A 19,630-nucleotide genomic window follows, 5' to 3' on the forward strand; every position below is an offset into this window, starting at 1 on the left:
ATCATCAGGAGAGCGTCCGGATGCGCCGCCCGCCGGCCGCGCAGCGCGGTCCGCACCAGCCGCGCGACCTTGATGCCGCGTGAGCAGCGATGAAGATCCGTTTCCATTCGGAGAGCCACATCGTCGAGCTGGAGGATGGCTCGCGGTGGCAGATCTATCCGGGCGATCTTGACCTGACGCTGAACTGGAAGACCGTGATGCCGAGCGACGATGAGATCAGTTCGCACACGCTGGTCGGGGGCGATGTCAATGTGCGCGTCATTCCCGGCGGAGCAAGTTGGCCTGTTGCCGAGGTTAAAGCCGCGCTGCGTAGGGACGACTGAGGAAGTGCGGCCGGGACGCGCAATCCTTTGGGCGCGGATCGTCTGAAGACGCGCGTTGCGAGGAAGGCCGCCGCCTTTGGCTATCCTCGCGAGCGCTAGTTCTGAATAGCGGGTCCTGAGACCTTTGGCTATCCGCGACAGGCGCCGTAGTTCAACGGCGGGCGACGGTCTCTCCGGTTCAATGGGGTATTAGGATTATCGTTCCATGCGCGGCCGCAGGAACCTTGCACCTTGGCAATCCTTGTAGATCGTGGAGCGGGCCAAGGCTTGGGGTCCGGCGGCAATGTGGTGGACGGTGGCGAAAGAGGCGGCGGCCAACTGGTCGGGCCACAAGGATGCCCGTCAGGGCGCGGCGCTCGCATACTACTCTGTGTTTTCCCTCGGACCGATCATCGTGATCGCCATCGCGATCGCGGGCCTCTTCTTCGGCCACGAGGCGGTCACCTCGCAGGTTACCTCGTCTTTGAAAGGCATGCTCGGCGAGACCGGCGCGAAGGCGATCGAGTCGATGCTGGCGGGAGCTAGCCGGCCGGCGGAGGGGGCGCTGGCGACGATCCTCGGCATCGGCGCCCTGCTGTTCGCGGCGATCGGCGTAGTCGTGCAGTTGAAGGACGCGCTCAACGTCGTCTGGGAGGTGGAGGAATCGGAGGAGGGCGGGATATGGCATTTCGCTCGCAACTACGTGCTGTCGTTCGCAGCGGTCCTCGCCCTCGGGTTTCTTCTCCTCGTCTCGCTGCTGGTGACAGCGGCTCTGGCCGCGGCCGGCAAGTTCGTCGCGCCGTACATGCCCGAGGGCGTTCTGCACGTCGTCAGCCTGGTGGTCTCGTTCGCCGTGGTGACGGTGCTCTTCGCGATGATGTTCAAGTGGCTGCCGGACGTCTCCGTCGGGTGGCGCGACGTCTGGCTGGGGGCACTCCTGACCGCCTTGTTCTTCGAGGTCGGAAAGGCGGCGATCGGCTTCTACATCGGCAAGCAGGGCCTGGAATCGACCTGTGGCGCGGCCGCTTCGATTGTGGTCGTGCTGATCTGGGTCTACTACACCTCGCAGATCATCCTGATGGGGGCGGAGATCACGCACGCCTATGCCAAGCACGGAGGTTCGCTCAAGCAGGGAGACCCGGGGGATGCACGCGGGAAAACGCGCCCTCTCTCGCAGCCGGCCGGCGCGACCGGGGCACACTAGGAGCCTCGCGGGGTCAGGCTGACCACTTATCCTCTTCGCGTCGGGCTTCGTCGTCGTTAAGGCGCTCGGCTACGTCCTCGGCGACCGCCGGATCCTCGGCGTTTGCGATGGGCTCGCCATCCTGCTTCTTAATTTTCCGGCCTTCGGCATTCACCGGGAAATCGTCGGGTTGAGAGATTTCTTGGAAGCTGCCATACCATTTCCCTCCTTGAGTATTCTTGTGCTCCCTGCAGTTTCAGCAGTTTCACTTGTGTCACGCGACGAGTGCCGCTGCGCTCGCCGTCTGTCGCGCTCATCCGGAGCTCGCGGCCGGTCCCTGATTCCTAGCTCCCACAGGATGCCTGCGCGTGGCCGCCAGCTTAGAGATCGCGAGCTTTGTTGCCAGTTAAATGAGTTCGCGATCCGGGGTTCCCGACGAGCCTTTGCAACGGACTTCCGTAACCACCGCCATCGAACGTCTTTGCGGATAGGGCGCAGAACGCTATCGCGAGTGGAGCGCTAGGCTAAGGCAGCCGGCTGGCGAGCAGGAGGGCAACCCCCGCCTCGCTCCAGTTCCCACCTTTCTGATCGCCGGCCTCGGCGCGCTTCACGATAGTCCCGGATCGGCCGATCGGCGCTTACGCGGTAGCCGCCGTCCGCCCCGCCTCAGTGATGCGGTATTCGATATCTCCGGATGGAAGCGGTTCGGTTTCCACCAGACCCAGCTCTACGAGCCGCGCCACCGTCTCATGGTCGAATAGCGGTGGGCTGATCCAGGATTCGCCGAGAAGTCTCCTCAGAAAGTCGCGTTCCAGATCGGTCAGCTCCATCTCGACCTCCGCTCGTCCGCTTCTTACGGCACGCGTTGCGACAGCGTCACCCCAGTCCCGGTCGCTGCCGGCTGCGAGAACCGCCTCGCCGGGAACGGAGCCATCGTCGTCCCGTTGACTCCGGAAGACAACCCTACGGGAGGTCAACATGGCCATGGAAGATCGCGAGACGTTCAGCCTGATCGGAAGCGACAAGGTCGAGGGCACGAACGTGTACGGGGCCGACGGGCAAAAGGTCGGCTACATCGAGCGTGTCATGATCGACAAGATCAGCGGCAAGGTATCGTACGCGGTGCTCAGCTTCGGTGGCCTGCTCAGCATCGGCGACGATCACTATCCGCTGCCCTGGCAGGCTCTGAAGTACGACACCGACCTCGGTGGCTACGTCACCGGAATCACTCAGGACCAGCTTCGCGGCGCCCCCAAATACGCCGACGAGAGCAGTTGGAATTGGAGCGATGCCGCGACCACCCGCTCCGTGAATTCCTACTACGGTGTGCCGGTGGCTTGAGGCGGCACACCGTGTCAGAGGCCTGGCCGGCTGCGGACGCGGCGCACGGCCGTAACGCAGGGAAAGGAGACTTGGATGTGAGCGGCGCCGTTCGTGTTCTGGTCGTTGAAGATGAAGCTCTGATCTGCACCTCCATCGAGGACGCCGTGGTCAAGAGCGGTTTCGAGGCCTGTTCGGTTGATTCTGGTGAGGCGGCCCTCTCCACCTTTCTCGACGGCCGGGAGGGGTGCCGGGCGCTGCTGACGGAGGTCAACCTCGGTGATGGCATCAGCGGATGGGGGCTGGCGCGGCAGATCAGGGAAATCACGCCTAACTTTCCTGTGGTCTACATGACGAGCGCCAGCGCGCCTGACTGAAAATCGCAAGGCGTCGCGGACAGCGTCCTGATCGAAAAGCCATTTGCGCCCGCGCAATTGGCTGCCGCCGTCTCGCAGCTGCTCGATACCGGGGCCTCGCCGGGTTGAACCGGGATTGTCGTGAGCCGCGAGCCCTGCAACAGGGGAGGCGGATCAGTAGATCGTCAGCGTGGTGGCAACGCCCAGTCCGCGCGTGCGGCCGCGGCGCGAGCCGCCGCTACCGCCATCCAGTCCCGCAGCAGCCCTCTGTCCTCCTTCGAAAAGGACGCGCGCCGCTTGAGATCCTCCAACGTCTCGCCAGGATGGCATCGCTCGTAATCCTCACGGATCAGCGACTCGAGGTAGGTCGGGTCCTGCTCGCTGATCGTATCGAGGTGCTGGCGCGAGTTGGTCCTCATGGTTGCCCCAGGACACGCACAATCGTGGCCACTCGGATGCAGCACAACGGCAAGAGCGATCGTTAGTTCACGAACAGATCCGCCGGATCTTGGTAGCCGCAATGCAGGGCGAGACGTCGGTGCACGGCTCGGTTATATAACTAGGGTGGTTGCAGCTACCTCCCGGGCGCGATGCCGAGAAAACTGAAGACCTACCAAACCTCGCTGGGCTTCTACGACCAGGCGATCGCAGCGCCGTCGATGAAGGCGGCTCTGGAGGCATGGGGCGCCGACAGCAACCTGTTTCACCAGGGAGTGGCGAAGGAAACCGACGATCCCGAGATCGTCGCTGCCACGATGGCGAAGCCGGGCGTCGTGCTCAGGCGGCCCGTCGGATCCAACGGGCCCTTCAATGAGCACGCCGAGCTGCCGACGGACCTTGCGGACGGCGGGGCCGCAGCGGGGCGGACGAGGCGTCGTGCGAAACCGAAGAAGCCCGCCCCTTCCAAGATCAGCGACAAGCAGGCGCTTTTTCCATCGGAGCTTTTGGAACGTTCTTCGAAGCGATCAGCGCCTTTAGCTAGATCGTGCCCCATCTTGCTCTCGTTTTTCGCTTCTTCCTTGGCAGTGGCCTCGCGCAAGCCTTTAGCGGCCCGTTCGCCCGCTGTTGATGATTTTCGTTCGTGATCCATTTGTTGCTCCTTCCTAATAACTATCTTCGGCGCGCAATGGCAGATCGGCCTCGATGACGTCCTTCGGCGGCTGACCGCCGAACATCAGCTCGGCGGCACCATTCAAGTAGGAAAGCTCTATCTGAAGATCGCCCGGGCCGACGATCCGTACTGGCGCTGCACTGCATGCGAGCGGATTCAACATGCACCGCGGTGTCGGCCGATGCACTCGCTGCTATGCGCCGCTTCCGACGGCGAGAACGGGACCGGTCGAGGAGTTGTGGAATTCGAACTTTCTCGGACGCCGTATCGTCCGCGGGCATTACCAGAACATTCCGCGCTTCAGGCTGAAGTGCGAGGAACTGAGCGGCCAGACTGACGACTTCTCGGAGGCGCTTCAAGGATATCTTCGTTGGTCAAGACAACCCGGTCGGGCAGCACGCACAGGAAATCGACATGCTGTCCGTGACGACGACGATGGAGGTCGGCATCGACATCGGTTCGTTGCAGACCGTCTACCAGGCGAATATGCCGCCCCAGCGCTTCAACTATCAGCAGCGAGTAGGTCGTGCTGGACGAAGAGGGCAGCCTGACGGTGCACGTCGGCGCTGGAACGACGATCATGAACCTCAACAGCGGAGTCGAGGACGAGAATGGCCAAGCCAGGTTCTTCGGCGCCGACGTTGTCACCGATAACGACGTTTTAGGCTGGAAGAACGTAACGCTGCCTGAGCAGGCCATCGACCCGGGCATCGAAAGGATCGCCGGCAACGGCAGGTGGACGTTGACAGCGCCCGTCGCCATGAGGTTCGGGCTGCTCGCACAAAAGGAAACAGACGCGCTCTTCCTCGAGGCGACCGGCTTCAATAGGCGGTTGAATTTGGATCTCGTAGCGCGCCGCGGTGCGCGGTCCAGGACCGGTGCCCGGTCGGCCGCGATCAGTGCCACGCACCTCCTTGTGCAGAAGGCAGCGCTCGTGCTCGACGTGGCGCCAGACGAGTTCGACGCATTGGAGCCTCGGCTCCGAGGCGACAGCCCGATGCTTCAGATTGCCGACACCCTGATCAACGGATCAGGCCTCTGCCGGCGTCTCGGAGAGGTCGGGCGCGACGGCCGACCGGAGATCGCGCGGCTGGTCGACGAGGTCGTGGGAGATCGCGGGCAGTGGCCTCTGAGAGACTTTCTGGACGAGCGCCACGTTACGCGCTGCTCGACCTCGTGCTACGCGTGCGTCCGGCAATATCAGAATCGCAGATATCATCCACTCCTCGACTGGAGGCTCGCGATCTCATATCTGCGCGGAATGATTGACCCGCGGTACGCATGCAGTCTCGACGGAAATTTTGACGTCTATCGGGAGCTCCGCGTCTGGCTCGAGAGGGCTTCTTTGCATGAATAATCGATCTGCCTATATGACGCGACATCTCCTGCTGACCACCAGTTGACCACCGAAACACCGTGAATAAACGGCGATAATGGTGGCCAATCGCGAGCAAACTGCATTGTTTTTGTTGATCTTTCCGATCGTTACTTACGTTCGGGACGCGGGGTTCGTAGACCGACCCCGACCTCCGGTTATATCCACAAACGTTGCTCGTTGCTGGGCTTCGATTTTCATATTGCCCACGGATCGGCCGATCTGACTGCTCAGGCCGCGGCCTCAAATAGCAATTTGAGATGGTTGCAGGTCCGCGATTTGAACCTGCAAACCAGCTGGGCAGGTTCTGCCTATCATTGCGATAGCGAACATTGTGCTCGCTTTCGATTTCTGCAAGGCGCCAGCTTAAATTGGGTTGCGGCAGCGCCAAGCGAAACGCACTCAATTCCACGACAGATTGCTTTGTTCGGCACTTTGACAAGCATGGAGAGCGACCGGCCTTAGCAACAATCGGGAATTTCGCTGGTTGATGTCTCCGTTGGCGGGATTGATGGGTCGGCGCTTCTGCCGCTGTGGTTCTGTCAGCTTGTGCGCCGCAGAAGGCTGGCTTTTCAAGGGTCCCGCTCAGTCAGATAGGATGATCTGGTCTAAGGTGGTTCATGCCCGATCCTGATAGTCTGCGTAACCGAATGGTCGATGTTCAGCTCGCAGGTCGCAGAATTCGCGACGCGCGCGTTCTCGACGCGATGCGGAAGGTGCCCCGCGAGCAGTTCGTCCAAAGCGGCGCCGAGGAGTTCGCCTACGAAGATTGCGCACTACCGATTGCCAACGGTCAGACCATCTCACAGCCCTACATTGTTGCCTTGATGACCGAGGCTGCCGAACTGAGAGCCACGGACACTGTCCTCGAAGTCGGGACGGGGTCTGGCTATGCCGCGGCCGTTGCGTCGCTGCTCGTGCGGGGTGTGCACACGATTGAGCGGCACGCCGGTCTCGCCGAGACGGCCAGGAAGCGCCTTGCTGTGCTGGGCTACAAGAACGTCACCGTGCATGTTGGAGATGGCACGCAAGGCTTGCCGGAGGAGGGACCCTTCGATGCCATTCTGGTTGCTGCCGGCGGACCATTCGTTCCCGAGACTCTCAGGCGACAGCTTGCGACCGGAGGCCGTCTCATTATCCCAATCGGCGATGAGGCCGAACAGACCTTGGTCCGCATCACCCGCCGTTCGGAAAATGAATTCGACGAGGAGAGTTTTGGGGCCGTGCGCTTCGTGCCCTTGATCGGCGAGCAGGGGTGGGCGGAAGACGGGACACGGTCGGCCAGCAACCACATTCCGGGCAGCACGCGATCCCGATCGATCAGCGAGATGATTCGAATGGCCGCCGAACCGTTGCTGGCCGTGGACGATCCCGCTTTTGGGGAAATGTTCGATCGGTTCGGCCAGGCTCGCGTCGTCCTCCTCGGCGAAGCGAGTCATGGTACTTCGGAGTTCTACCGGGCGCGGGCTGCGATTACGCGCCGCCTCATCGAGGAATACGGATTCTCGATCGTCGCGGTCGAGGCAGACTGGCCGGACGCTGCGGCAATAGACGCTTACGTCAGGCACCGTCAGCGCGACAGTAGGGAGAATCCATTCCAACGCTTTCCCACCTGGATGTGGCGAAACACCGCGGTCACCGATTTCGTGGATTGGATGCGGCGGCATAATCACAATCGCGCGGCGGAAGAGCGTGCGGGCTTCTTCGGGCTCGATATCTATAACATGCGCGGTTCGATTGCCGCGGTATTGTCATATCTGGACAAGGTCGATCCGAACGCGGCCGCTGTCGCTCGCGAACGCTACGGATGTCTAGCTCCTTGGCAGCGCGACCCGGCGACTTATGGCAGAGCAGTGCTCACCGACAGCTATCGCAAATGCGAGAGCGAAGTGGTTCGGCAGTGCCGCGATATCCTTGAGCGGCAGCTCGACTACGCGACAAATGATCCGGACAGCTACTTGGATGCCGCCCAGAACGCTCGCCTGATCGCCTCAGCAGAGCGGTACTACCGCATCATGTACTACGGCGGCGCTGAATCTTGGAATCTGCGTGACGCCCATATGTTCGAAACCCTCAATCACATCATCGATGCCCAAGGTTTCGACGCCAAGGCTGTGGTTTGGGCGCACAACTCGCATATTGGCGATGCTCGGTTCACTGAAATGGGGGCACTGCGGGACGAGTTGAACATCGGCCAGCTCTGCCGCCAGCAGTTCGGGCAAGCGGCCCGATTGATCGGCTTTGGTACGCATACCGGTACCGTGGCGGCAGCCTCGGATTGGGACGGCGACATGCAGGTGATCTCCATTCGTCGATCGCGCGCAGACAGCTATGAGCGAGCCTTTCACGACGCGGGCGTGTCACCGTCGTTGATTGCGTTCGATCGGGACGAAGCGCTACGACGCCGCTTGCTCGAGCCGCGTCTTGAGCGCTTCATCGGTGTCATCTACCGGCCTGAGACGGAGCTGCAAAGCCACTATGCGGAAGCGTCTCTGCCGCAGCAATTCGATGCTCTTGTGTGGTTCGACGAAACGCATGCGGTAACCCCGTTGGAGGCGGGGCATTCAAAAGCCGGCGTTCCTGATACATATCCTTTTGGTCTGTAAACATCATCGACCTCAGGAGTGTAGGGGGGCAAGTGTGGTTTTCCGTCCACGGCGCAGCCGTGATCTGCGAACCCGATTCAGGATCGCTGTTTTGCCGGGCTCGGCACCAGACCCGCGGCCCCCAATCTGAGCAGTTGCCAACTGTCGAGCAGTACGGTCCATTCATCGAGGATGAGCAAATAGTATTGGGCGAGTTCGTTGTTCCGGTCGCGCGCAGAAGGCGTGGCGAACCAGATAGAACTATCGACCAACGTGTTCACGCGCTACTTCTCGATCGGATATTCGCAAACTTTGCCGCTGGGAGCGTTCTTCTCAAGCCATTTCTCTGCAGACTGCTTTGACGCGAACAGCTTGGCCCAGGAGGAGTCCCCAATTGCCCTGGAGCTCTCATCGGCGAGGTAGATCCAAACGGACGTTTGCCGCCGGCCGCCTTCGATCTCGTACTCCCACGCAACACCCTCGGGATCGTGCTCGTCGAACCATCTGTTGGCGGCGTCATCGGATGCGAACACCTTCACACATTTCGGGTCGCCGACCTTCCGCTGCATTCCTCGGTCGTAGTCATTGAGGTAGACCCATACAGTCCTTTCGTTCCGACGCAGTTCGGCGTGATGCGCAACCGCGGCGTTGACCTTCTGTCGGTCGGCGCGGTCTTCCTTGGGCAAAGACATCAGGCTGGCATAGATGTCAGAGGGCAGGCCCCGTCGTTCACCCGGCGGCTTTTTTGCCCATTCAATCCAGCGGTCGAACGCGTCCGTCATGTGGATCTCCTCTTCGCCCGGAACGGACTGTCGATCGTGAACGCGTCGGGCCTGATCCCTTTCTCGATAAGCGTCCAGGTTACGGGTGCAGCAATTGGAAATCCTTCGCGCGCCCGCGGCGAATAGGTGCCGATCGCGGTAGTGCCGCGTCCGTTGCGGAGATAGTCGAGGAAGATCCGGTTGCTGCGCTTTGCCCGCGCCGAAAGGATGTAGCGGCCGGGATCGCGCGCCCCGAACTCGGAGCAAAGCCCCCGCGCGACCCGATGCGCCTGATCGTGCAGCATCGGCTCCTCAAGCGGCGCCATTAGATGAACTCCTTTGCCACCGGTCAGCTTGGGCCAGGTGTCGAGCCCTTCACGTTTCATGAGCGTGCGTAGCTCAAGCGCAGCTTCAGCCACGGCCTTCCATTCGACGCCCTCGCCGGGATCGAGGTCGATGACGATGCGATCTGCGTGCTCGAAGTCCTCCACGGTTGAATTCCACGGGTGTAGCTCGACGGCTCCGATCTGAACCAGCCCAAGAAAACCATCTAGGCTATCGACCCAGAGGCGCGTGCCCTCGCCGCCTTCGCGCTTTAGGATGCGAAGCTGATGCACGGCCTCCGGAATGTCCTTCGGAAGCGGCCCCTTGTGGTAGAAGGTGGTGCCGTGTACGTGCCGCACCAGCTTGAGCGGACGATGGCCGAGATGCGGCAGCGCCTTGTTCCAAACCCGCTTCCAGTAATCTGCGAGTTCTTCCTTGGAGGGGACGAGCGCGTCGGGAAGAAGCTGGAGAACGTTTTCCTTGGGCACGCCGAGCTTTGGCCGCGCCGCCGAGGAGGGCACCAGCCGAGGGGCTTTCACCTTCCGCAGCGCCAGATCGTCCCGAAGCCCTTTGAAGACTGCTTCGCGGAGCAGGCCGTCGTCTGTCAGTGCGCCATACTCCACCTCGATATCCACCGTCGGTTCAACCCAGGTCGCCTTCGGTTTCTTGATCCGGACATCGAGCGGCGAGGTCCGTCGGATTACCGGATCGAGCCGCTCGCGCAGTTCGCGCGCGCTCGTCTCCGTGTACCCGGTTCGAACCTTGCCGGCGTAGACAAGTCTGCCGTTCTGCCGGCGGCCCACGTAGAGCGAGGCGATCTTGCGCGGATGGGCGCCCAGTTTTTCGACGAAGGCGACGATCGGAAAGGTCTCGCTCTTCTTGCACTTCAGCTTGATCCAGGTCTCCTGCCGGCCTGAGCGGTACGGGCGGCCAAGACGTTTCACGACGAGTCCTTCCAGGCCGAGCTTGCAGCCCTTTGCGAAGATCTCGTCCCCATCAGCCTCGAGAGCCTCGACGCAGATGAAGGTCTGAGGAGCGTCCCTCAGGAGCTCCTGCAATAGACGCTTGCGATCCTCATACGCGGCGTCACGTAGATCGTAGCCGTCGAGGTACAGGAGATCGAACGCATGGTAGCGCACACGCTCGCTGCGCTTGCGGCCGAGCTCGCGTCGAAGCTGCTGGAAGTCTGGAAGGCCGCCGCTGCCGTATGCGACGGCCTCGCCGTCGATGATCGCGCTCTTCGCCTTCAGCTTATGAGCCGCGGCTGCAATCGAGGAAAACTGCTCAGTCCAGTCGAGCCCCGTGCGCGAATAGACTGTGACGTCGCCAGCATGCAGATGGAGTTGAGCGCGATATCCGTCGGCCTTGATTTCGTAGACCCAGCCCTCACCGCGGGGCGGATTCTCACGCAGCGTGGGATCGCACGGCTCGATGTAACCTGGAATAGCAGCTTTGCGGGCGCCGGCGACCCGCGATACTCCCGAACGAGATTGACGCAACGCCACGGCACACATGCGGACTCAACGCCTTCACGCCGATTCGTTCCCTGTAGTTGATCGTTTCGGCAGAAAGGCGCCGCAGAACGGCTGCTCGCGGACCGGAGCTACATTGGGTCTTGGCGCGCTAGCCGCGGTTGCGAAGCCGGGAAGAGCATCATGCCACTGTCAATGAACAGGGTCGCGCCCGTGACGTAGTCGGCGGTATCCCAAACCAGCCAGGTCACCGCCTGGGCAATATCGTCGGGCTCGCCTATGCGCCTATGGTGCGCTGGCCGTTTCTGCCGCTACGCCGCCGGCGACAAAGTTCGCCGTTTCCGTTTCATATGACGGGTTATCTCGGCCAGCGTCATCGCGTTTAGGACTCGGTCTGCGGGCACGCCGCCTTTGCGCGCCATCTCGACGCCCCAGTGCATGTGGTCGAGCTCGCGGATCGAGTGGGCGTCCGGATTGATGCTCATCATGCAGCCGAACTCAAGCGCCGCCTCGTGCCATCGCCAGTCCAGGTCGAGACGCCAGGGATGGGCGTTGATCTCGACGGCGACATCGTGTTTGGCGCAGGCGCGCAGCACCTTTTCGACATCGATTTCGTACCCTGGCCGGCGCTGAAGCTGGCGGCCGGTCATATGGCCTATGATGGCGGTGTAGGGATTGCCGATGGCGCGGAGCAGGCGTTCCGTCTGGGCCTTTCTGTCCAGCTTGAAGCGCCCATGGATGCTGGCGACGACGAAATCAAAGCTCTCGAGCACATCGTCCGGATAGTCCAGCGACCCGTCTGCCAGGATGTCGGACTCGATGCCTTTCAGGATTCGGAAATCCTTGCCGAACTTCCTGTTGAGCCGGTCAGCCTCCCGATGCTGCTCCTTGATCTGCTCCAGCGAAAGGCCTCCGGCGTAGTGCGCTGACTTCGAGTGATCGGCGACGCCGAAGTATTCGTGGCCTCGCTTCAGGGTGGCTTTCGCCATCGTCTCGAGGGTCTCGGTCCCGTCGGAGGCGTCCGTGTGGCAGTGCAGGATCCCGCGCAGATCCCGATCGGTTACGAGCTTCGGCAGCTCTCCTTTCAAAGCACGCTCGATCTCGCCGTGTCCCTCGCGCAGTTCGGGCTCGATGAAGGGAAGCCCGAGCGCCCGGTAAATGTCTTCTTCGGTGCCAGCGACCACGCTGCGTCCCTTGTGCAGCCCGTCCTCTTCGAGGCGCATTCCCTTCTTTTCCGCAAGGAGGCGAAGCTGCTCCAGGTGGGCCGGCGAACCTGTGGCGTGCAGCAGGGCAGTGCCAAAGTGCTTGCGGTCGGCGAGGCGGACCTGCAGCCGCGTGGCATCGACGACCTCCGGCTCAATGCCGCCGGTCGGTGCCTCCGCAACGATGGCGAGATCTCCGACCAGCTCGCAGCCACGCCTGAAGTCGCCGGCAATGGTAAGCCTCTTGAGCTCGGGACGGGATTTGCTGAGGGACTCCTGCGCATGTTCGAGCAGTGCGGCGGCGCGATGCAGGTGCAGCCGGCCTTGGCCGCTCTTGGCAATGGCGAGGTTCTGCAGGATCTTGGTCTGCAATGCTGCACCTAACCCCTTGGCTTTCCTGATCCGGTCCTCCTTCGCCGCCTGCTCCAGCTCGGCAAGCGAGGTGATGCCCACGTCGCGGTAGAGACGCAGCACCTTTTCGGGCCGAACACCGGGCACGCTCAAGAGCTCCAGGACACCAGAAGGGAGCTCCTGCCGGAGCTTATCGAGGCTCGGATGCGTGCCGGTGCGGTGTAGTTTGGTGATGATGTCGGCGATCGCTTCGCCAACTCCAGGTATCTCGGTCAGCCTGTCCTCTTCGATGAGACGCTCGATAGGGACGGCGAGCGCAGCCAGGTTGTCGGCTGCCCGGGAATACGCTTTCGCGCGGTACGGGTTGCCGCCGCGCAGGGCGCTCCGCTGCGCGTACTCGCGCAGCAGCCTTGCGATCTCTTGCGTGCCAGCTTTGGGCACCGTGCCTCCGAAGGGTGTAGTGCGATTTCAACGGCTCGCTATGACATAGGGTTCCGGGATGCCGAGGGCCGCTTCATCGCGCACGCCAAGTCCTGCGCGCAGTGCGGGGAACGGCTGCGTCGCCGGTTCGTTGGCGGGCCATGGGGCGCAAGTTCAGGAGCCTTCGCGATGCTCGAAACGAATGATCTGCTGGTGAACTGCCCGAAATGCGGTGCCTGGCCGATGGCTGTGGGCTCGCACAAGGATATGCTTGCGCAGCCCGAGATCACCTTCAGATGCTCCAGGTGCGGCAGCGAGGAAACCGGGCGGCTTCGCCGTGCCGCCGCCTCGCCGATCTCCGCGCACGTCGATCTGAACGCTGCCTGAGCAGCTCGGTCCAGGATCGGTCGTTCGGAACGTGTGTTCTTGCCGGGACTTGATCACCGACAAGTGGAGAGTGGAGGACGACCATGAAACCGATCCTGGCCGCCGCGTGCCTTGTCGTGCTCGCCTCGATTTCGCCGGCGGAAGCGAAGGGCTGCATCAAGGGCGCAATCGTCGGGGGCGTCGCTGGCCATATGGCCGGACATGGCAAACTTGGCGCTGCGGCTGGATGCGTGATTGGGCATCACGAGGCCAACAAGAAGAACCCGAACAATTCGAATGCCCAAGCGCCGTCGGGCCAGAAGTGATCTTACAGACCCACTGGACGTCCGGCACGACGCCTCATTTCCTCACGCCTGGCGCCGCTGCGGTCCTCTCCGCTCGTCGGGGAGGGCAATTGGGTCCGGGCTCACTAGGGGATGGCTTTCGCCAAGGAAAGCCGTCGGCGGCTTGTCCTCAAGCAGCGCTCTGGAATAAGCAAGTAGCTCGCGAGAACGCGCGATAATCTCGGCCGCGTAGGCAGCCATCCGTCTCCGCCGTTCGATATGCTCAGCGATTTCCGATGAATCTGACATCGGCAACTCCCTTCCTGTGCAGGCGGGAGCGCGCTCGGTCTCTCAGCCACCGACGCCGGGGCAGAGCCTCGGCCGATGATGAAGACAACTACCACAGGTCGCCTTTGTTCAACATTGATCGGACCTCGGGTTGCCCGCTAGGACCAAATGCCTTGTTCCGGTCGGGAAATTGGGATGCCAAGAGATTCTGTAGAGCCGGCTCAAAAACAAAAAGTACCGACAGGCCTGATCGGCTCCCGCTGTATCGCTCCGAGCGCATCCGTTGCGCGGGAGCCGAGCGCGGAGGCTGCAGTTCGCCCGATGCCATCCACCTGTCCATCTGAAAAGCTATTTCGAGCTCGCGCAGCTTTCGCTGTATCAGTTCGCGTTGTTCTTCCTGGGTGGCATTGTTCAGTTGTTCTTCGAGGCGGGCTTTTTCAGCCGACAGACGCTGGTTGAACGTGTGGGGACTAGAGCGCTTTCGATGCACCGCTCTCTCCTATGCTGGTCAGGCGGGAGAACGACGTTGTCTCTCAGCAACCGGCGCCCGTAGTCGTCAGGCCGATGATCTCAGATAACGAACAAGGCAGGTAAGTAGTTCGAGCCTTTCCGACTGATGGAGACCACGATTGCCAGTGCAATTGCTGTTGCGGTGCAGCTAATGGTTGCCGGGGTGGCGTCGCTGGCCACCTCTCGAGCCGCGTCAAAGACCTGATTCAGACCTGGATTCCTTGAGCAACTCCGCGCGGCACCGAGGCGGGCAGGGCATCAAGGAAAGACGGTCTGCGCTGCGAGGAGGCCGCCGCCTTTGGCTATCCTCGCGAGCGCTAGTTCTGGAATAGCGGGTCATGAGACCTTTGGCTATCCGCGACACGCGCGGTAGTTCAACGGCGGGCGGCGGTCCCTCCAGTTCAATAGGGTGGACGATGATCGTTCCCCCCGCTCGGTGGTGGCAGGCGCGGCCGTTCCGGTCATTGGGTGCGGCTGATCCCAGACGTCGGCGCGAACAGCATCGCTCGGCCAGGAACGGAGCCTTTCTCGACAGGTTGATTGCGAAAGACAACATGCAGGAGGCCAACATGGCCATGGAAGATCGCGAGACCTCCAGTCTCATCGGAAGTGACAAGGTGGAAGGCACGAACGTGTACGGGTCCGACGGGCAGAAGATCGGGTAGATCGAGCGCGTCATGATCGACAAGGTCAGCGGAAAGGTGTCCTACGCTGTGCTCAGCTTCGGCGGTCTGCTCGGCATTGGCGATGATCACTATCCGCTGCCGTGGCAGACGCTGAAATACGACACGAACCTTGGCGGATACGTCACCGGCGTCACGCAGGATCAGCTCACAGGCGCTCCCAAATATGGCGACGAGAGCGGTTGGAGCTGGGACGCCCGAACGAGGCGCTCGGTCGACGACTATTATGGAGTGCCGGTCGCCTAGTAAGCGCGCCGGGGTCCTCCGTGGGTTGGCGCAAGCTCTCCGCTCGTGCTGTTGAGCGTCTCCGTCAGGAGGCCCGTCTGATCACGGTCGAAGGAGGACTGCATGCACCATCAACAAAGTGAGCAGCGCCCGCGCCGGTTGTTCGCGTCCATTGCCAACAAGGCCTCGCAGGCGGCCGGCCGTGGATCGACGTTCGTGCTGGCCTGTGCGGTTCGTGATCTGGGCGGTGACGGGCCCTCTGTTTCGATACTCCGATACGTGGCAGCTCGTCATCAACACGGGCACGACCATCGTGACCTTTCTGATGGTCTTTCTGATACAAAACTCACAGAACCGGGACAGCGCTGCGATCCAGGTCAAGTTGGACGAGCTCATCCGAACCGGCAGCGTCCAGAATTCCTTCGTCGGCATCGAGCACCTCTCGGCTGACGAATTGGAAGAGTTGCGCACCCGCTGCGAGGAGCGAGCCAAGGCGGTCGCGGCGGCGAGAAGAGGCGGCCGTGCGCCCAGGTCCCGAGACGAGGCTCAGGACTAGATGTTTCAGCGAAGGAGGCACGGCCTCACCGCGTTGGAAGGAATGCGCGAGGCAACGCGACGTTCGAGTGGAAGGTAGCCGCAACCCGCGCTTCCGAATTCCGTACAGAGGAGGATTCACCATGAGGTCCATTGCAAGCGCGCTGGTCTTTGTTCTTGCGCTTTCAGCCCCTGTCGCACTTGCCCAGACGACGAAGCCCGACGTCTCCGGCGCTCCGAGCGCGCAGAACTCGGGTGCCGGCATAGCTGGCCAGCCGGGCAACAAGAATGGTCCAGCCGCGAAGCCGGGGGAGACCGTCGGCGCCAGCTCGAACTCAAACCAGCAGAATCCGACGGTCCAGCAGCAGGACACGTCCAACATCAAAGGTATGCCCGGAAACAAGAGCGGTCCGCCCGCCAAGGAGCCTGATCGTAAGTGACGCGGTAGCTCGGGTTTGATGCCGAGGGATCTTTCTAGCTCGGCAGCATCCCCTTTCCCCCGCTCAGCTCCTGCACCATCCGGACGATCTCCGCCGGATGGAAGGGCTTCTTCACGATGCGGCTGCTCGGCACCGGATGTGGTGTCGTGGGCGAGTAGCCAGTGGCGTAGATGACCGGCAGTTCCGGATGGCTTTCGCGGCAGTGCTCCGCGATCTGCCAGCCGTCGAGCTTTCCGGGGAGTCGGACGTCGGTGACCAGCACGTCCGCGACGTGGCGCTCGCACCAGTCCAGCGCCTCCTCGCCGGTGCTGCGTGGATCACGTGATAGCCTGCGTCGCGCAGCGCTTCGACGACGAATTCACGGATCAGGGGATCGTCCTCGACGAGAAGTACGCTCGCTGGCGGCTCACCTAGGATAACATTCGCGACGCATGTCGAATGGCACAACCGCGTTGTCGGTCCTGACATGGGCGCGCCGGCCGAGCGTGACTGGAGGATTCAAGCGGTCTCATGCCAAGAAGACTCAAGACCTATCAAACCTCGCTTGGGTTCTACGATCTTGCGATCGCCGCGCCATCAATGAAGGCGGCGCTCGAGGCCTGGGGCTCTGGGAGCAATCTGTTCCATCAGGGTGTCGCGAAAGAGGCGGAGGACGCCGAAGTCGTCGCCGCAACGGTGGCCGGCGTCGTGCTCAAGCGTCCTGCTGGATCGAGCGGCCGCTTCGCCGATCATTCCGAGTTGCCGGCCGATCTCGGCCGCGGCAAAGGCGCCGGCAGCCGCGAGCGAAGGCGGGCTAAGCCGAAGAAGCGAGCGTCTCCCAAAATCAGCGACAAGGAAGCCCGCAAGGCGGCACAGGAGTTCGAGAAGGAGCAGAGGCGGCGAGAAGCCGAGCGGCGCCGGGAAGACGCGGCCCGGGCTAAGGAGCGCAAGAAGCGGGAGAGGGCGGTCGGCAAGGCGCAGGCGGCGATGGACGAAGCCCGGCGGCGGCCCGAGAAGAAGGCGAGCGCCATCGAAGCCGAGCGCGCGGGATTGGACAAGCGCGCCGAGGCCGAAGAGAACCGCTGGGAGAAGCAGAGGGAAAAACTTGAGTCGGCTCTGCGCCGCGCGCGCGACTAACGGTTCGGGCAGCGGCAGAAGTTCACCCCGCCTTGGAAATGTGTCCCTTGCCGCCGCACTTCGTGCAACAGCCCGGAAAGATCCTGCCGCCCGGTTCGATCTCGTGCGCCGGCTGATGCCCGGTGCCACCGCAGGCGTCGCACTTGACCTCTGCAGGCCCACGCTTCCTCATGCTTCGCCGGGGCCTGAGAAGAGCGTCGAGGGCGGGCTGGTCCGTGGTGGTGGCAGCGGTCGAGTGTTGCCGGTGGGTCTACTCTTGGCGTCGTACCTTTTGGCCAAGTCGAGCAATCTTCTGCGTGTGAACGGATCTGCCTTCTCCGCCAGGTCGCGCGCTTGCTGCGCGAAGCCGCTGTAGAACTCTTCCATGACGCCACCCCACAACATCACCGAATGCCCATCTTCGATGGTCGGCGAGGCTCACGTCAAGACATCGCTTGTGCCCCCCCGCCAAACGGCACTAGGCTCTTCCCCGGCGGGGGAGTCCAATGTCGCTGCTGCACCCTATTCGAAAGCCGTGCCCGCACTGTGGGCGGCCAATGAAGCTTGTGCGTGACGAGACCGCCAGAGGCGGGGAGCGCTACCTCTGCCGCGATTGCGACGACGATCCGCTGCACGATCCCGCCGCCCGAAAGTGGGTGGAAGGCCCGCTGCGGCCACCGGCGAAATAGTGGCCGGCCCAGGCTAGTCCTGGCGTCGGAGAGCCGGCACTGGCAAATTCGCCGTTGGCGCACCAATTCGTTTGTAGATGCCAAAGATTGGAGGCGCGATGTCGACCGTCGCAAATCTGCTCGCGCGGAAGCAGGTACTATTGAAGCGGCTCGAGAGCGATCCTGGGCCGAATGAGCGCGAGGAAATCCAGGCGCTGCTCGCCCAGATCGAGACCGCGCTGAACCTACTTGGTCCGAGAGATGCGGCCGGTCCGAGCGACGAGTGAACCGAAGTCGCCCGTCAAAGCGCGCTAAGATCGTCCGGCACGTCGCCGAACTTCCGGATCAGTGTGGCGTCGCCGAGCGCGCCGGCACAGCCGGGCTTTCGCGAGAGCGCCTCCGCCCGCATTATCGCCGCGTTCGCGCTCGTGCACTCCACCGCCTCGCCCGGCGCGACGCCGTCGTCCGCCATCACGAAGGGCAGCGCCACGTAATAGGTGACGTCCATCGCTCACTCCCTACGGTCGCGCGCCGGCGCAAGCCGTCCGCGCGCGTAGCCCGCTGACACCTTGGCGCGCGCCTCCTCGAGCTGGTTCTCAAGGAATTGGGCAACATTTAACCACGCCTGATGACAGGTGACTCAAGCCTGCGCGCCTCCCTTTATCGGCATCACCTTCTTGGGATCGAGCCAGTGGTCGATCCGATCGGCCCAATGCTGCATTAGCTTCGTGCGCGAGCCGATCAGCGCGAGCGGCCCGTGCTTCTTGTAGAGACCTTCCACGGTCGAGTTATCGAGATGCGCGAGCTGCAGCTCGACGACATCGCCATCCCATGCCTTGGCGTCCTTGATCTCTTCGTGGTGAGACAGAGTCGAGAACGTGGTCCGGAATCCGTGGGCACAATGANCAGTCTTGGTGTCAATGCCAAGCAGCCGCAGGCGCTTGTTGAGCGTGTTNTTTGATAGCGGCGCGTCCTTCGAGCAGGAAAACGCGTACCGGCGATGGCCGGTCAGCTTCTGAACGCTGCGCAGGATTGCGAGCGCCTGCCGCGACAAAGGCACGACATGGTCCCAACCGGTCTTCATCTTGGCGGCTGGAATAGTCCAGCGTTCGGCATCCCAATCGACCTCGCNCCACTCCATTTCATTGACCATGCCGGGGCGGGGAATGGTTAGCGCATNGAAGCGCAAGGCAAGACCAACAACGTCACCAAACCTCGCTCTCGTCCACGGTGCGCTGATGAGCTTGAAGACGCGCGTCACGTCACGTGGTTCGGTGACGCCGGGACGCGGCGTCGAGATATTGGCAATCATCTGCCCATTCAGGTTGCGGAATGGATTGTAGCCGTCGCCTTCGACATCGGCATAGTCGCAGATTTGCTCACCGATGCTGCGCACGCGGTCGCGGGTTTCCAGCTTTCCTTCGGCTTCGTATGAACGCATGAAAGCCAGCACGTCCGGACGCTTGATGTCCTGCCTGCTCAGCTTGCCAAAGCGGGCCTTGACATAGCCGACGCGCAGCTCAAGGACTTCGATTGTCTTCGGGTCGCGAACCGCGACGATCCTGCCGCGTTTGACTTTCTCAACCTTCTTCTTGGCAAGCCACTCGTCCGCCCATTGCTCGAAAGGCCGGGCGGCCGCCAGNCTGTGCTTNTCGAGTTGCTTCTCGGTGCTCGGGTCTTTGCCTTCCTTGAGCAGGTCCTTGGCCTTGTCGCGCTCGCGGCGGGCGTCGGCGAGCGAGAACGTGCCGTCCTTGCCGTTGCCATAAGGACCGATG

Annotated in this window: 26 protein-coding genes and 4 pseudogenes; 16 read left to right on the forward strand and 14 right to left on the reverse strand. The window is 62.3% G+C overall.

Annotated elements, in window-relative coordinates; translation table 11 throughout:
* Positions 1-89: 89 nt before the first annotated feature.
* Positions 90-323: a hypothetical protein gene (locus tag YY7_RS0138835; RefSeq protein ID WP_028167879.1), complete on the forward strand. Its 234-nt coding sequence runs from the start codon at positions 90-92 to the stop codon at positions 321-323.
* A gap of 283 nt (positions 324-606) precedes the next feature.
* On the forward strand, positions 607-1,506 hold the full coding sequence (locus tag YY7_RS54265; RefSeq protein ID WP_035692075.1) for a YihY/virulence factor BrkB family protein: 900 nt from the start codon (positions 607-609) through the stop codon (positions 1,504-1,506).
* 13 nt (positions 1,507-1,519) lie between these two features.
* Here the strand turns inward: YY7_RS54265 and YY7_RS62240 are convergent, their stop codons facing one another.
* Together YY7_RS62240 and YY7_RS0138850 are read right to left on the reverse strand one after the other, a co-directional pair.
* Entirely contained in the window at positions 1,520-1,660 is a 141-nt protein-coding gene (locus YY7_RS62240) for a hypothetical protein (protein ID WP_196237401.1), read from the reverse strand.
* A 463-nt stretch (positions 1,661-2,123) separates the two neighbouring features.
* Positions 2,124-2,315 (reverse strand): hypothetical protein, encoded by a 192-nt coding sequence (locus tag YY7_RS0138850; protein WP_028167880.1) that lies wholly within the window; start codon positions 2,313-2,315, stop codon positions 2,124-2,126.
* A gap of 148 nt (positions 2,316-2,463) precedes the next feature.
* Here YY7_RS0138850 and YY7_RS0138855 point away from each other — a divergent pair, with 148 nt between their 5' ends.
* Positions 2,464-2,826 carry a PRC-barrel domain-containing protein gene (locus tag YY7_RS0138855; RefSeq protein WP_028167881.1) on the forward strand — a complete coding sequence of 121 codons (363 nt, stop codon included), beginning with the start codon at positions 2,464-2,466 and terminating at the stop codon, positions 2,824-2,826.
* Between the two features lie 77 nt (positions 2,827-2,903).
* On the forward strand, positions 2,904-3,182 hold the full coding sequence (locus YY7_RS54270; protein ID WP_245287565.1) for a response regulator: 279 nt from the start codon (positions 2,904-2,906) through the stop codon (positions 3,180-3,182).
* Between the two features lie 164 nt (positions 3,183-3,346).
* Here YY7_RS54270 and YY7_RS0138865 read toward each other — a convergent pair whose 3' ends face one another.
* Positions 3,347-3,580 (reverse strand): hypothetical protein, encoded by a 234-nt coding sequence (locus YY7_RS0138865; protein WP_035692076.1) that lies wholly within the window; start codon positions 3,578-3,580, stop codon positions 3,347-3,349.
* A gap of 171 nt (positions 3,581-3,751) precedes the next feature.
* On the opposite strand from YY7_RS0138865, the gene YY7_RS63850 reads away from it, so the two are divergent.
* Complete coding sequence (locus YY7_RS63850; protein WP_245287566.1) at positions 3,752-4,246, forward strand: hypothetical protein; 495 nt, start codon at positions 3,752-3,754, stop codon at positions 4,244-4,246.
* Between the two features lie 18 nt (positions 4,247-4,264).
* Here the strand turns inward: YY7_RS63850 and YY7_RS62655 are convergent, their stop codons facing one another.
* Entirely contained in the window at positions 4,265-4,435 is a 171-nt protein-coding gene (locus YY7_RS62655; RefSeq protein WP_210164731.1) for a hypothetical protein, read from the reverse strand.
* A 245-nt stretch (positions 4,436-4,680) separates the two neighbouring features.
* Between YY7_RS62655 and YY7_RS65310 the strand changes: the two are divergent.
* The 3 genes and pseudogenes from YY7_RS65310 to YY7_RS0138885 all read left to right on the forward strand — a co-directional run.
* Positions 4,681-4,818: pseudogene (locus YY7_RS65310) on the forward strand (helicase-related protein); the annotation flags it as partial.
* Positions 4,799-5,629: a hypothetical protein gene (locus YY7_RS62665; protein WP_028167883.1), complete on the forward strand. Its 831-nt coding sequence runs from the start codon at positions 4,799-4,801 to the stop codon at positions 5,627-5,629. The pseudogene YY7_RS65310 and the gene YY7_RS62665, both read left to right, overlap by 20 nt.
* Positions 5,630-6,267: 638 nt before the next feature.
* A complete protein-coding gene (locus YY7_RS0138885; protein WP_028167884.1) occupies positions 6,268-8,253 on the forward strand; it encodes a protein-L-isoaspartate(D-aspartate) O-methyltransferase in 1,986 nt (661 codons plus the stop codon).
* Positions 8,254-8,330: 77 nt separating this feature from the next.
* On the opposite strand, the gene YY7_RS0138890 is transcribed toward YY7_RS0138885, so the two are convergent.
* From YY7_RS0138890 to YY7_RS0138910, 5 genes and pseudogenes are all read right to left on the reverse strand, one after another.
* On the reverse strand, positions 8,331-8,513 hold the full coding sequence (locus YY7_RS0138890; RefSeq protein ID WP_028167885.1) for a hypothetical protein: 183 nt from the start codon (positions 8,511-8,513) through the stop codon (positions 8,331-8,333).
* A 3-nt stretch (positions 8,514-8,516) separates the two neighbouring features.
* Entirely contained in the window at positions 8,517-9,014 is a 498-nt protein-coding gene (locus YY7_RS54280; RefSeq protein WP_035692079.1) for a hypothetical protein, read from the reverse strand.
* Complete coding sequence (ligD, locus tag YY7_RS0138905) at positions 9,011-10,831, reverse strand: DNA ligase D (RefSeq protein ID WP_028167886.1); 1,821 nt, start codon at positions 10,829-10,831, stop codon at positions 9,011-9,013. Before ligD ends, YY7_RS54280 begins: the two co-directional genes overlap by 4 nt.
* Before the next feature lie 89 nt (positions 10,832-10,920).
* A pseudogene (locus tag YY7_RS59100) lies at positions 10,921-11,073 on the reverse strand (SDR family oxidoreductase); the annotation flags it as partial.
* Between the two features lie 27 nt (positions 11,074-11,100).
* A complete protein-coding gene (locus YY7_RS0138910; protein WP_028167887.1) occupies positions 11,101-12,783 on the reverse strand; it encodes a helix-hairpin-helix domain-containing protein in 1,683 nt (560 codons plus the stop codon).
* A gap of 168 nt (positions 12,784-12,951) precedes the next feature.
* Between YY7_RS0138910 and YY7_RS0138915 the strand changes: the two genes are divergently transcribed.
* Positions 12,952-13,149, forward strand: a complete 198-nt coding sequence (locus YY7_RS0138915) for a hypothetical protein (RefSeq protein ID WP_028167888.1) — start codon at positions 12,952-12,954, stop codon at positions 13,147-13,149.
* 83 nt (positions 13,150-13,232) lie between these two features.
* Entirely contained in the window at positions 13,233-13,454 is a 222-nt protein-coding gene (locus YY7_RS0138920; protein WP_028167889.1) for a hypothetical protein, read from the forward strand.
* Between the two features lie 355 nt (positions 13,455-13,809).
* Here the strand turns inward: YY7_RS0138920 and YY7_RS61070 are convergent, their stop codons facing one another.
* Positions 13,810-14,190 (reverse strand): hypothetical protein, encoded by a 381-nt coding sequence (locus YY7_RS61070; RefSeq protein ID WP_028167890.1) that lies wholly within the window; start codon positions 14,188-14,190, stop codon positions 13,810-13,812.
* 589 nt (positions 14,191-14,779) lie between these two features.
* Between YY7_RS61070 and YY7_RS54285 the strand changes: the two are divergent.
* The 3 genes and pseudogenes from YY7_RS54285 (at position 14,780) to YY7_RS0138945 (ending at position 16,092) form a co-directional block, all read left to right on the forward strand.
* A pseudogene (locus YY7_RS54285) lies at positions 14,780-15,139 on the forward strand (PRC-barrel domain-containing protein).
* Positions 15,140-15,241: 102 nt separating this feature from the next.
* Positions 15,242-15,674, forward strand: a pseudogene (locus YY7_RS54290) (low affinity iron permease family protein).
* A gap of 121 nt (positions 15,675-15,795) precedes the next feature.
* Positions 15,796-16,092 carry a hypothetical protein gene (locus YY7_RS0138945; protein ID WP_028167891.1) on the forward strand — a complete coding sequence of 99 codons (297 nt, stop codon included), beginning with the start codon at positions 15,796-15,798 and terminating at the stop codon, positions 16,090-16,092.
* A 34-nt stretch (positions 16,093-16,126) separates the two neighbouring features.
* On the opposite strand, the gene YY7_RS63860 is transcribed toward YY7_RS0138945, so the two are convergent.
* Positions 16,127-16,354, reverse strand: coding sequence for a hypothetical protein (locus YY7_RS63860; RefSeq protein ID WP_245287568.1), 228 nt, complete (start codon positions 16,352-16,354; stop codon positions 16,127-16,129).
* Positions 16,355-16,602: 248 nt separating this feature from the next.
* Here YY7_RS63860 and YY7_RS0138955 point away from each other — a divergent pair, with 248 nt between their 5' ends.
* Complete coding sequence (locus tag YY7_RS0138955) at positions 16,603-17,208, forward strand: hypothetical protein (protein WP_028167892.1); 606 nt, start codon at positions 16,603-16,605, stop codon at positions 17,206-17,208.
* A gap of 168 nt (positions 17,209-17,376) precedes the next feature.
* Here the strand turns inward: YY7_RS0138955 and YY7_RS63865 are convergent, their stop codons facing one another.
* Positions 17,377-17,574 (reverse strand): hypothetical protein, encoded by a 198-nt coding sequence (locus YY7_RS63865; RefSeq protein WP_080664038.1) that lies wholly within the window; start codon positions 17,572-17,574, stop codon positions 17,377-17,379.
* A gap of 170 nt (positions 17,575-17,744) precedes the next feature.
* On the opposite strand from YY7_RS63865, the gene YY7_RS0138960 reads away from it, so the two are divergent.
* Both YY7_RS0138960 and YY7_RS62245 read left to right on the forward strand, forming a co-directional pair.
* Positions 17,745-17,876: a hypothetical protein gene (locus YY7_RS0138960; RefSeq protein ID WP_349642704.1), complete on the forward strand. Its 132-nt coding sequence runs from the start codon at positions 17,745-17,747 to the stop codon at positions 17,874-17,876.
* A 98-nt stretch (positions 17,877-17,974) separates the two neighbouring features.
* Positions 17,975-18,142, forward strand: coding sequence for a hypothetical protein (locus tag YY7_RS62245; RefSeq protein WP_196237402.1), 168 nt, complete (start codon positions 17,975-17,977; stop codon positions 18,140-18,142).
* 14 nt (positions 18,143-18,156) lie between these two features.
* On the opposite strand, the gene YY7_RS0138970 is transcribed toward YY7_RS62245, so the two are convergent.
* On the reverse strand, positions 18,157-18,363 hold the full coding sequence (locus YY7_RS0138970; RefSeq protein ID WP_028167894.1) for a hypothetical protein: 207 nt from the start codon (positions 18,361-18,363) through the stop codon (positions 18,157-18,159).
* A 132-nt stretch (positions 18,364-18,495) separates the two neighbouring features.
* Positions 18,496-19,629 (reverse strand): tyrosine-type recombinase/integrase, encoded by a 1,134-nt coding sequence (locus YY7_RS0138975; protein WP_433994559.1) that lies wholly within the window; start codon positions 19,627-19,629, stop codon positions 18,496-18,498.
* Position 19,630 lies beyond the last annotated feature (1 nt).

The sequence above is a fragment of the Bradyrhizobium elkanii WSM2783 genome (genome assembly GCF_000472865.1).
GTDB lineage: Bacteria > Pseudomonadota > Alphaproteobacteria > Rhizobiales > Xanthobacteraceae > Bradyrhizobium > Bradyrhizobium elkanii_A.

Bases quoted from the DNA above. Each gene is read 5' to 3' on its own strand.
- YY7_RS63850 (WP_245287566.1), top strand. From the start codon at position 3,752: ATGCCGAGAAAACTGAAGACCTACCAAACCTCGCTGGGCTTCTACGAC.
- YY7_RS0138850 (WP_028167880.1), bottom strand. From the start codon at position 2,315: ATGGAGCTGACCGATCTGGAACGCGACTTTCTGAGGAGACTTCTCGGC.
- YY7_RS54265 (WP_035692075.1), top strand. From the start codon at position 607: ATGTGGTGGACGGTGGCGAAAGAGGCGGCGGCCAACTGGTCGGGCCAC.
- YY7_RS0138970 (WP_028167894.1), bottom strand. From the start codon at position 18,363: ATGGACGTCACCTATTACGTGGCGCTGCCCTTCGTGATGGCGGACGAC.
- YY7_RS0138915 (WP_028167888.1), top strand. From the start codon at position 12,952: ATGCTCGAAACGAATGATCTGCTGGTGAACTGCCCGAAATGCGGTGCC.
- YY7_RS0138885 (WP_028167884.1), top strand. From the start codon at position 6,268: ATGCCCGATCCTGATAGTCTGCGTAACCGAATGGTCGATGTTCAGCTC.
- YY7_RS0138955 (WP_028167892.1), top strand. From the start codon at position 16,603: ATGCCAAGAAGACTCAAGACCTATCAAACCTCGCTTGGGTTCTACGAT.
- YY7_RS62245 (WP_196237402.1), top strand. From the start codon at position 17,975: ATGTCGACCGTCGCAAATCTGCTCGCGCGGAAGCAGGTACTATTGAAG.
- YY7_RS0138855 (WP_028167881.1), top strand. From the start codon at position 2,464: ATGGCCATGGAAGATCGCGAGACGTTCAGCCTGATCGGAAGCGACAAG.
- YY7_RS54280 (WP_035692079.1), bottom strand. From the start codon at position 9,014: ATGACGGACGCGTTCGACCGCTGGATTGAATGGGCAAAAAAGCCGCCG.
- YY7_RS63865 (WP_080664038.1), bottom strand. From the start codon at position 17,574: ATGGAAGAGTTCTACAGCGGCTTCGCGCAGCAAGCGCGCGACCTGGCG.
- YY7_RS0138920 (WP_028167889.1), top strand. From the start codon at position 13,233: ATGAAACCGATCCTGGCCGCCGCGTGCCTTGTCGTGCTCGCCTCGATT.
- YY7_RS0138835 (WP_028167879.1), top strand. From the start codon at position 90: ATGAAGATCCGTTTCCATTCGGAGAGCCACATCGTCGAGCTGGAGGAT.
- ligD (WP_028167886.1), bottom strand. From the start codon at position 10,831: ATGTGTGCCGTGGCGTTGCGTCAATCTCGTTCGGGAGTATCGCGGGTC.
- YY7_RS0138945 (WP_028167891.1), top strand. From the start codon at position 15,796: ATGAGGTCCATTGCAAGCGCGCTGGTCTTTGTTCTTGCGCTTTCAGCC.
- YY7_RS0138960 (WP_349642704.1), top strand. From the start codon at position 17,745: ATGAAGCTTGTGCGTGACGAGACCGCCAGAGGCGGGGAGCGCTACCTC.
- YY7_RS62655 (WP_210164731.1), bottom strand. From the start codon at position 4,435: ATGTTGAATCCGCTCGCATGCAGTGCAGCGCCAGTACGGATCGTCGGC.
- YY7_RS0138865 (WP_035692076.1), bottom strand. From the start codon at position 3,580: ATGAGGACCAACTCGCGCCAGCACCTCGATACGATCAGCGAGCAGGAC.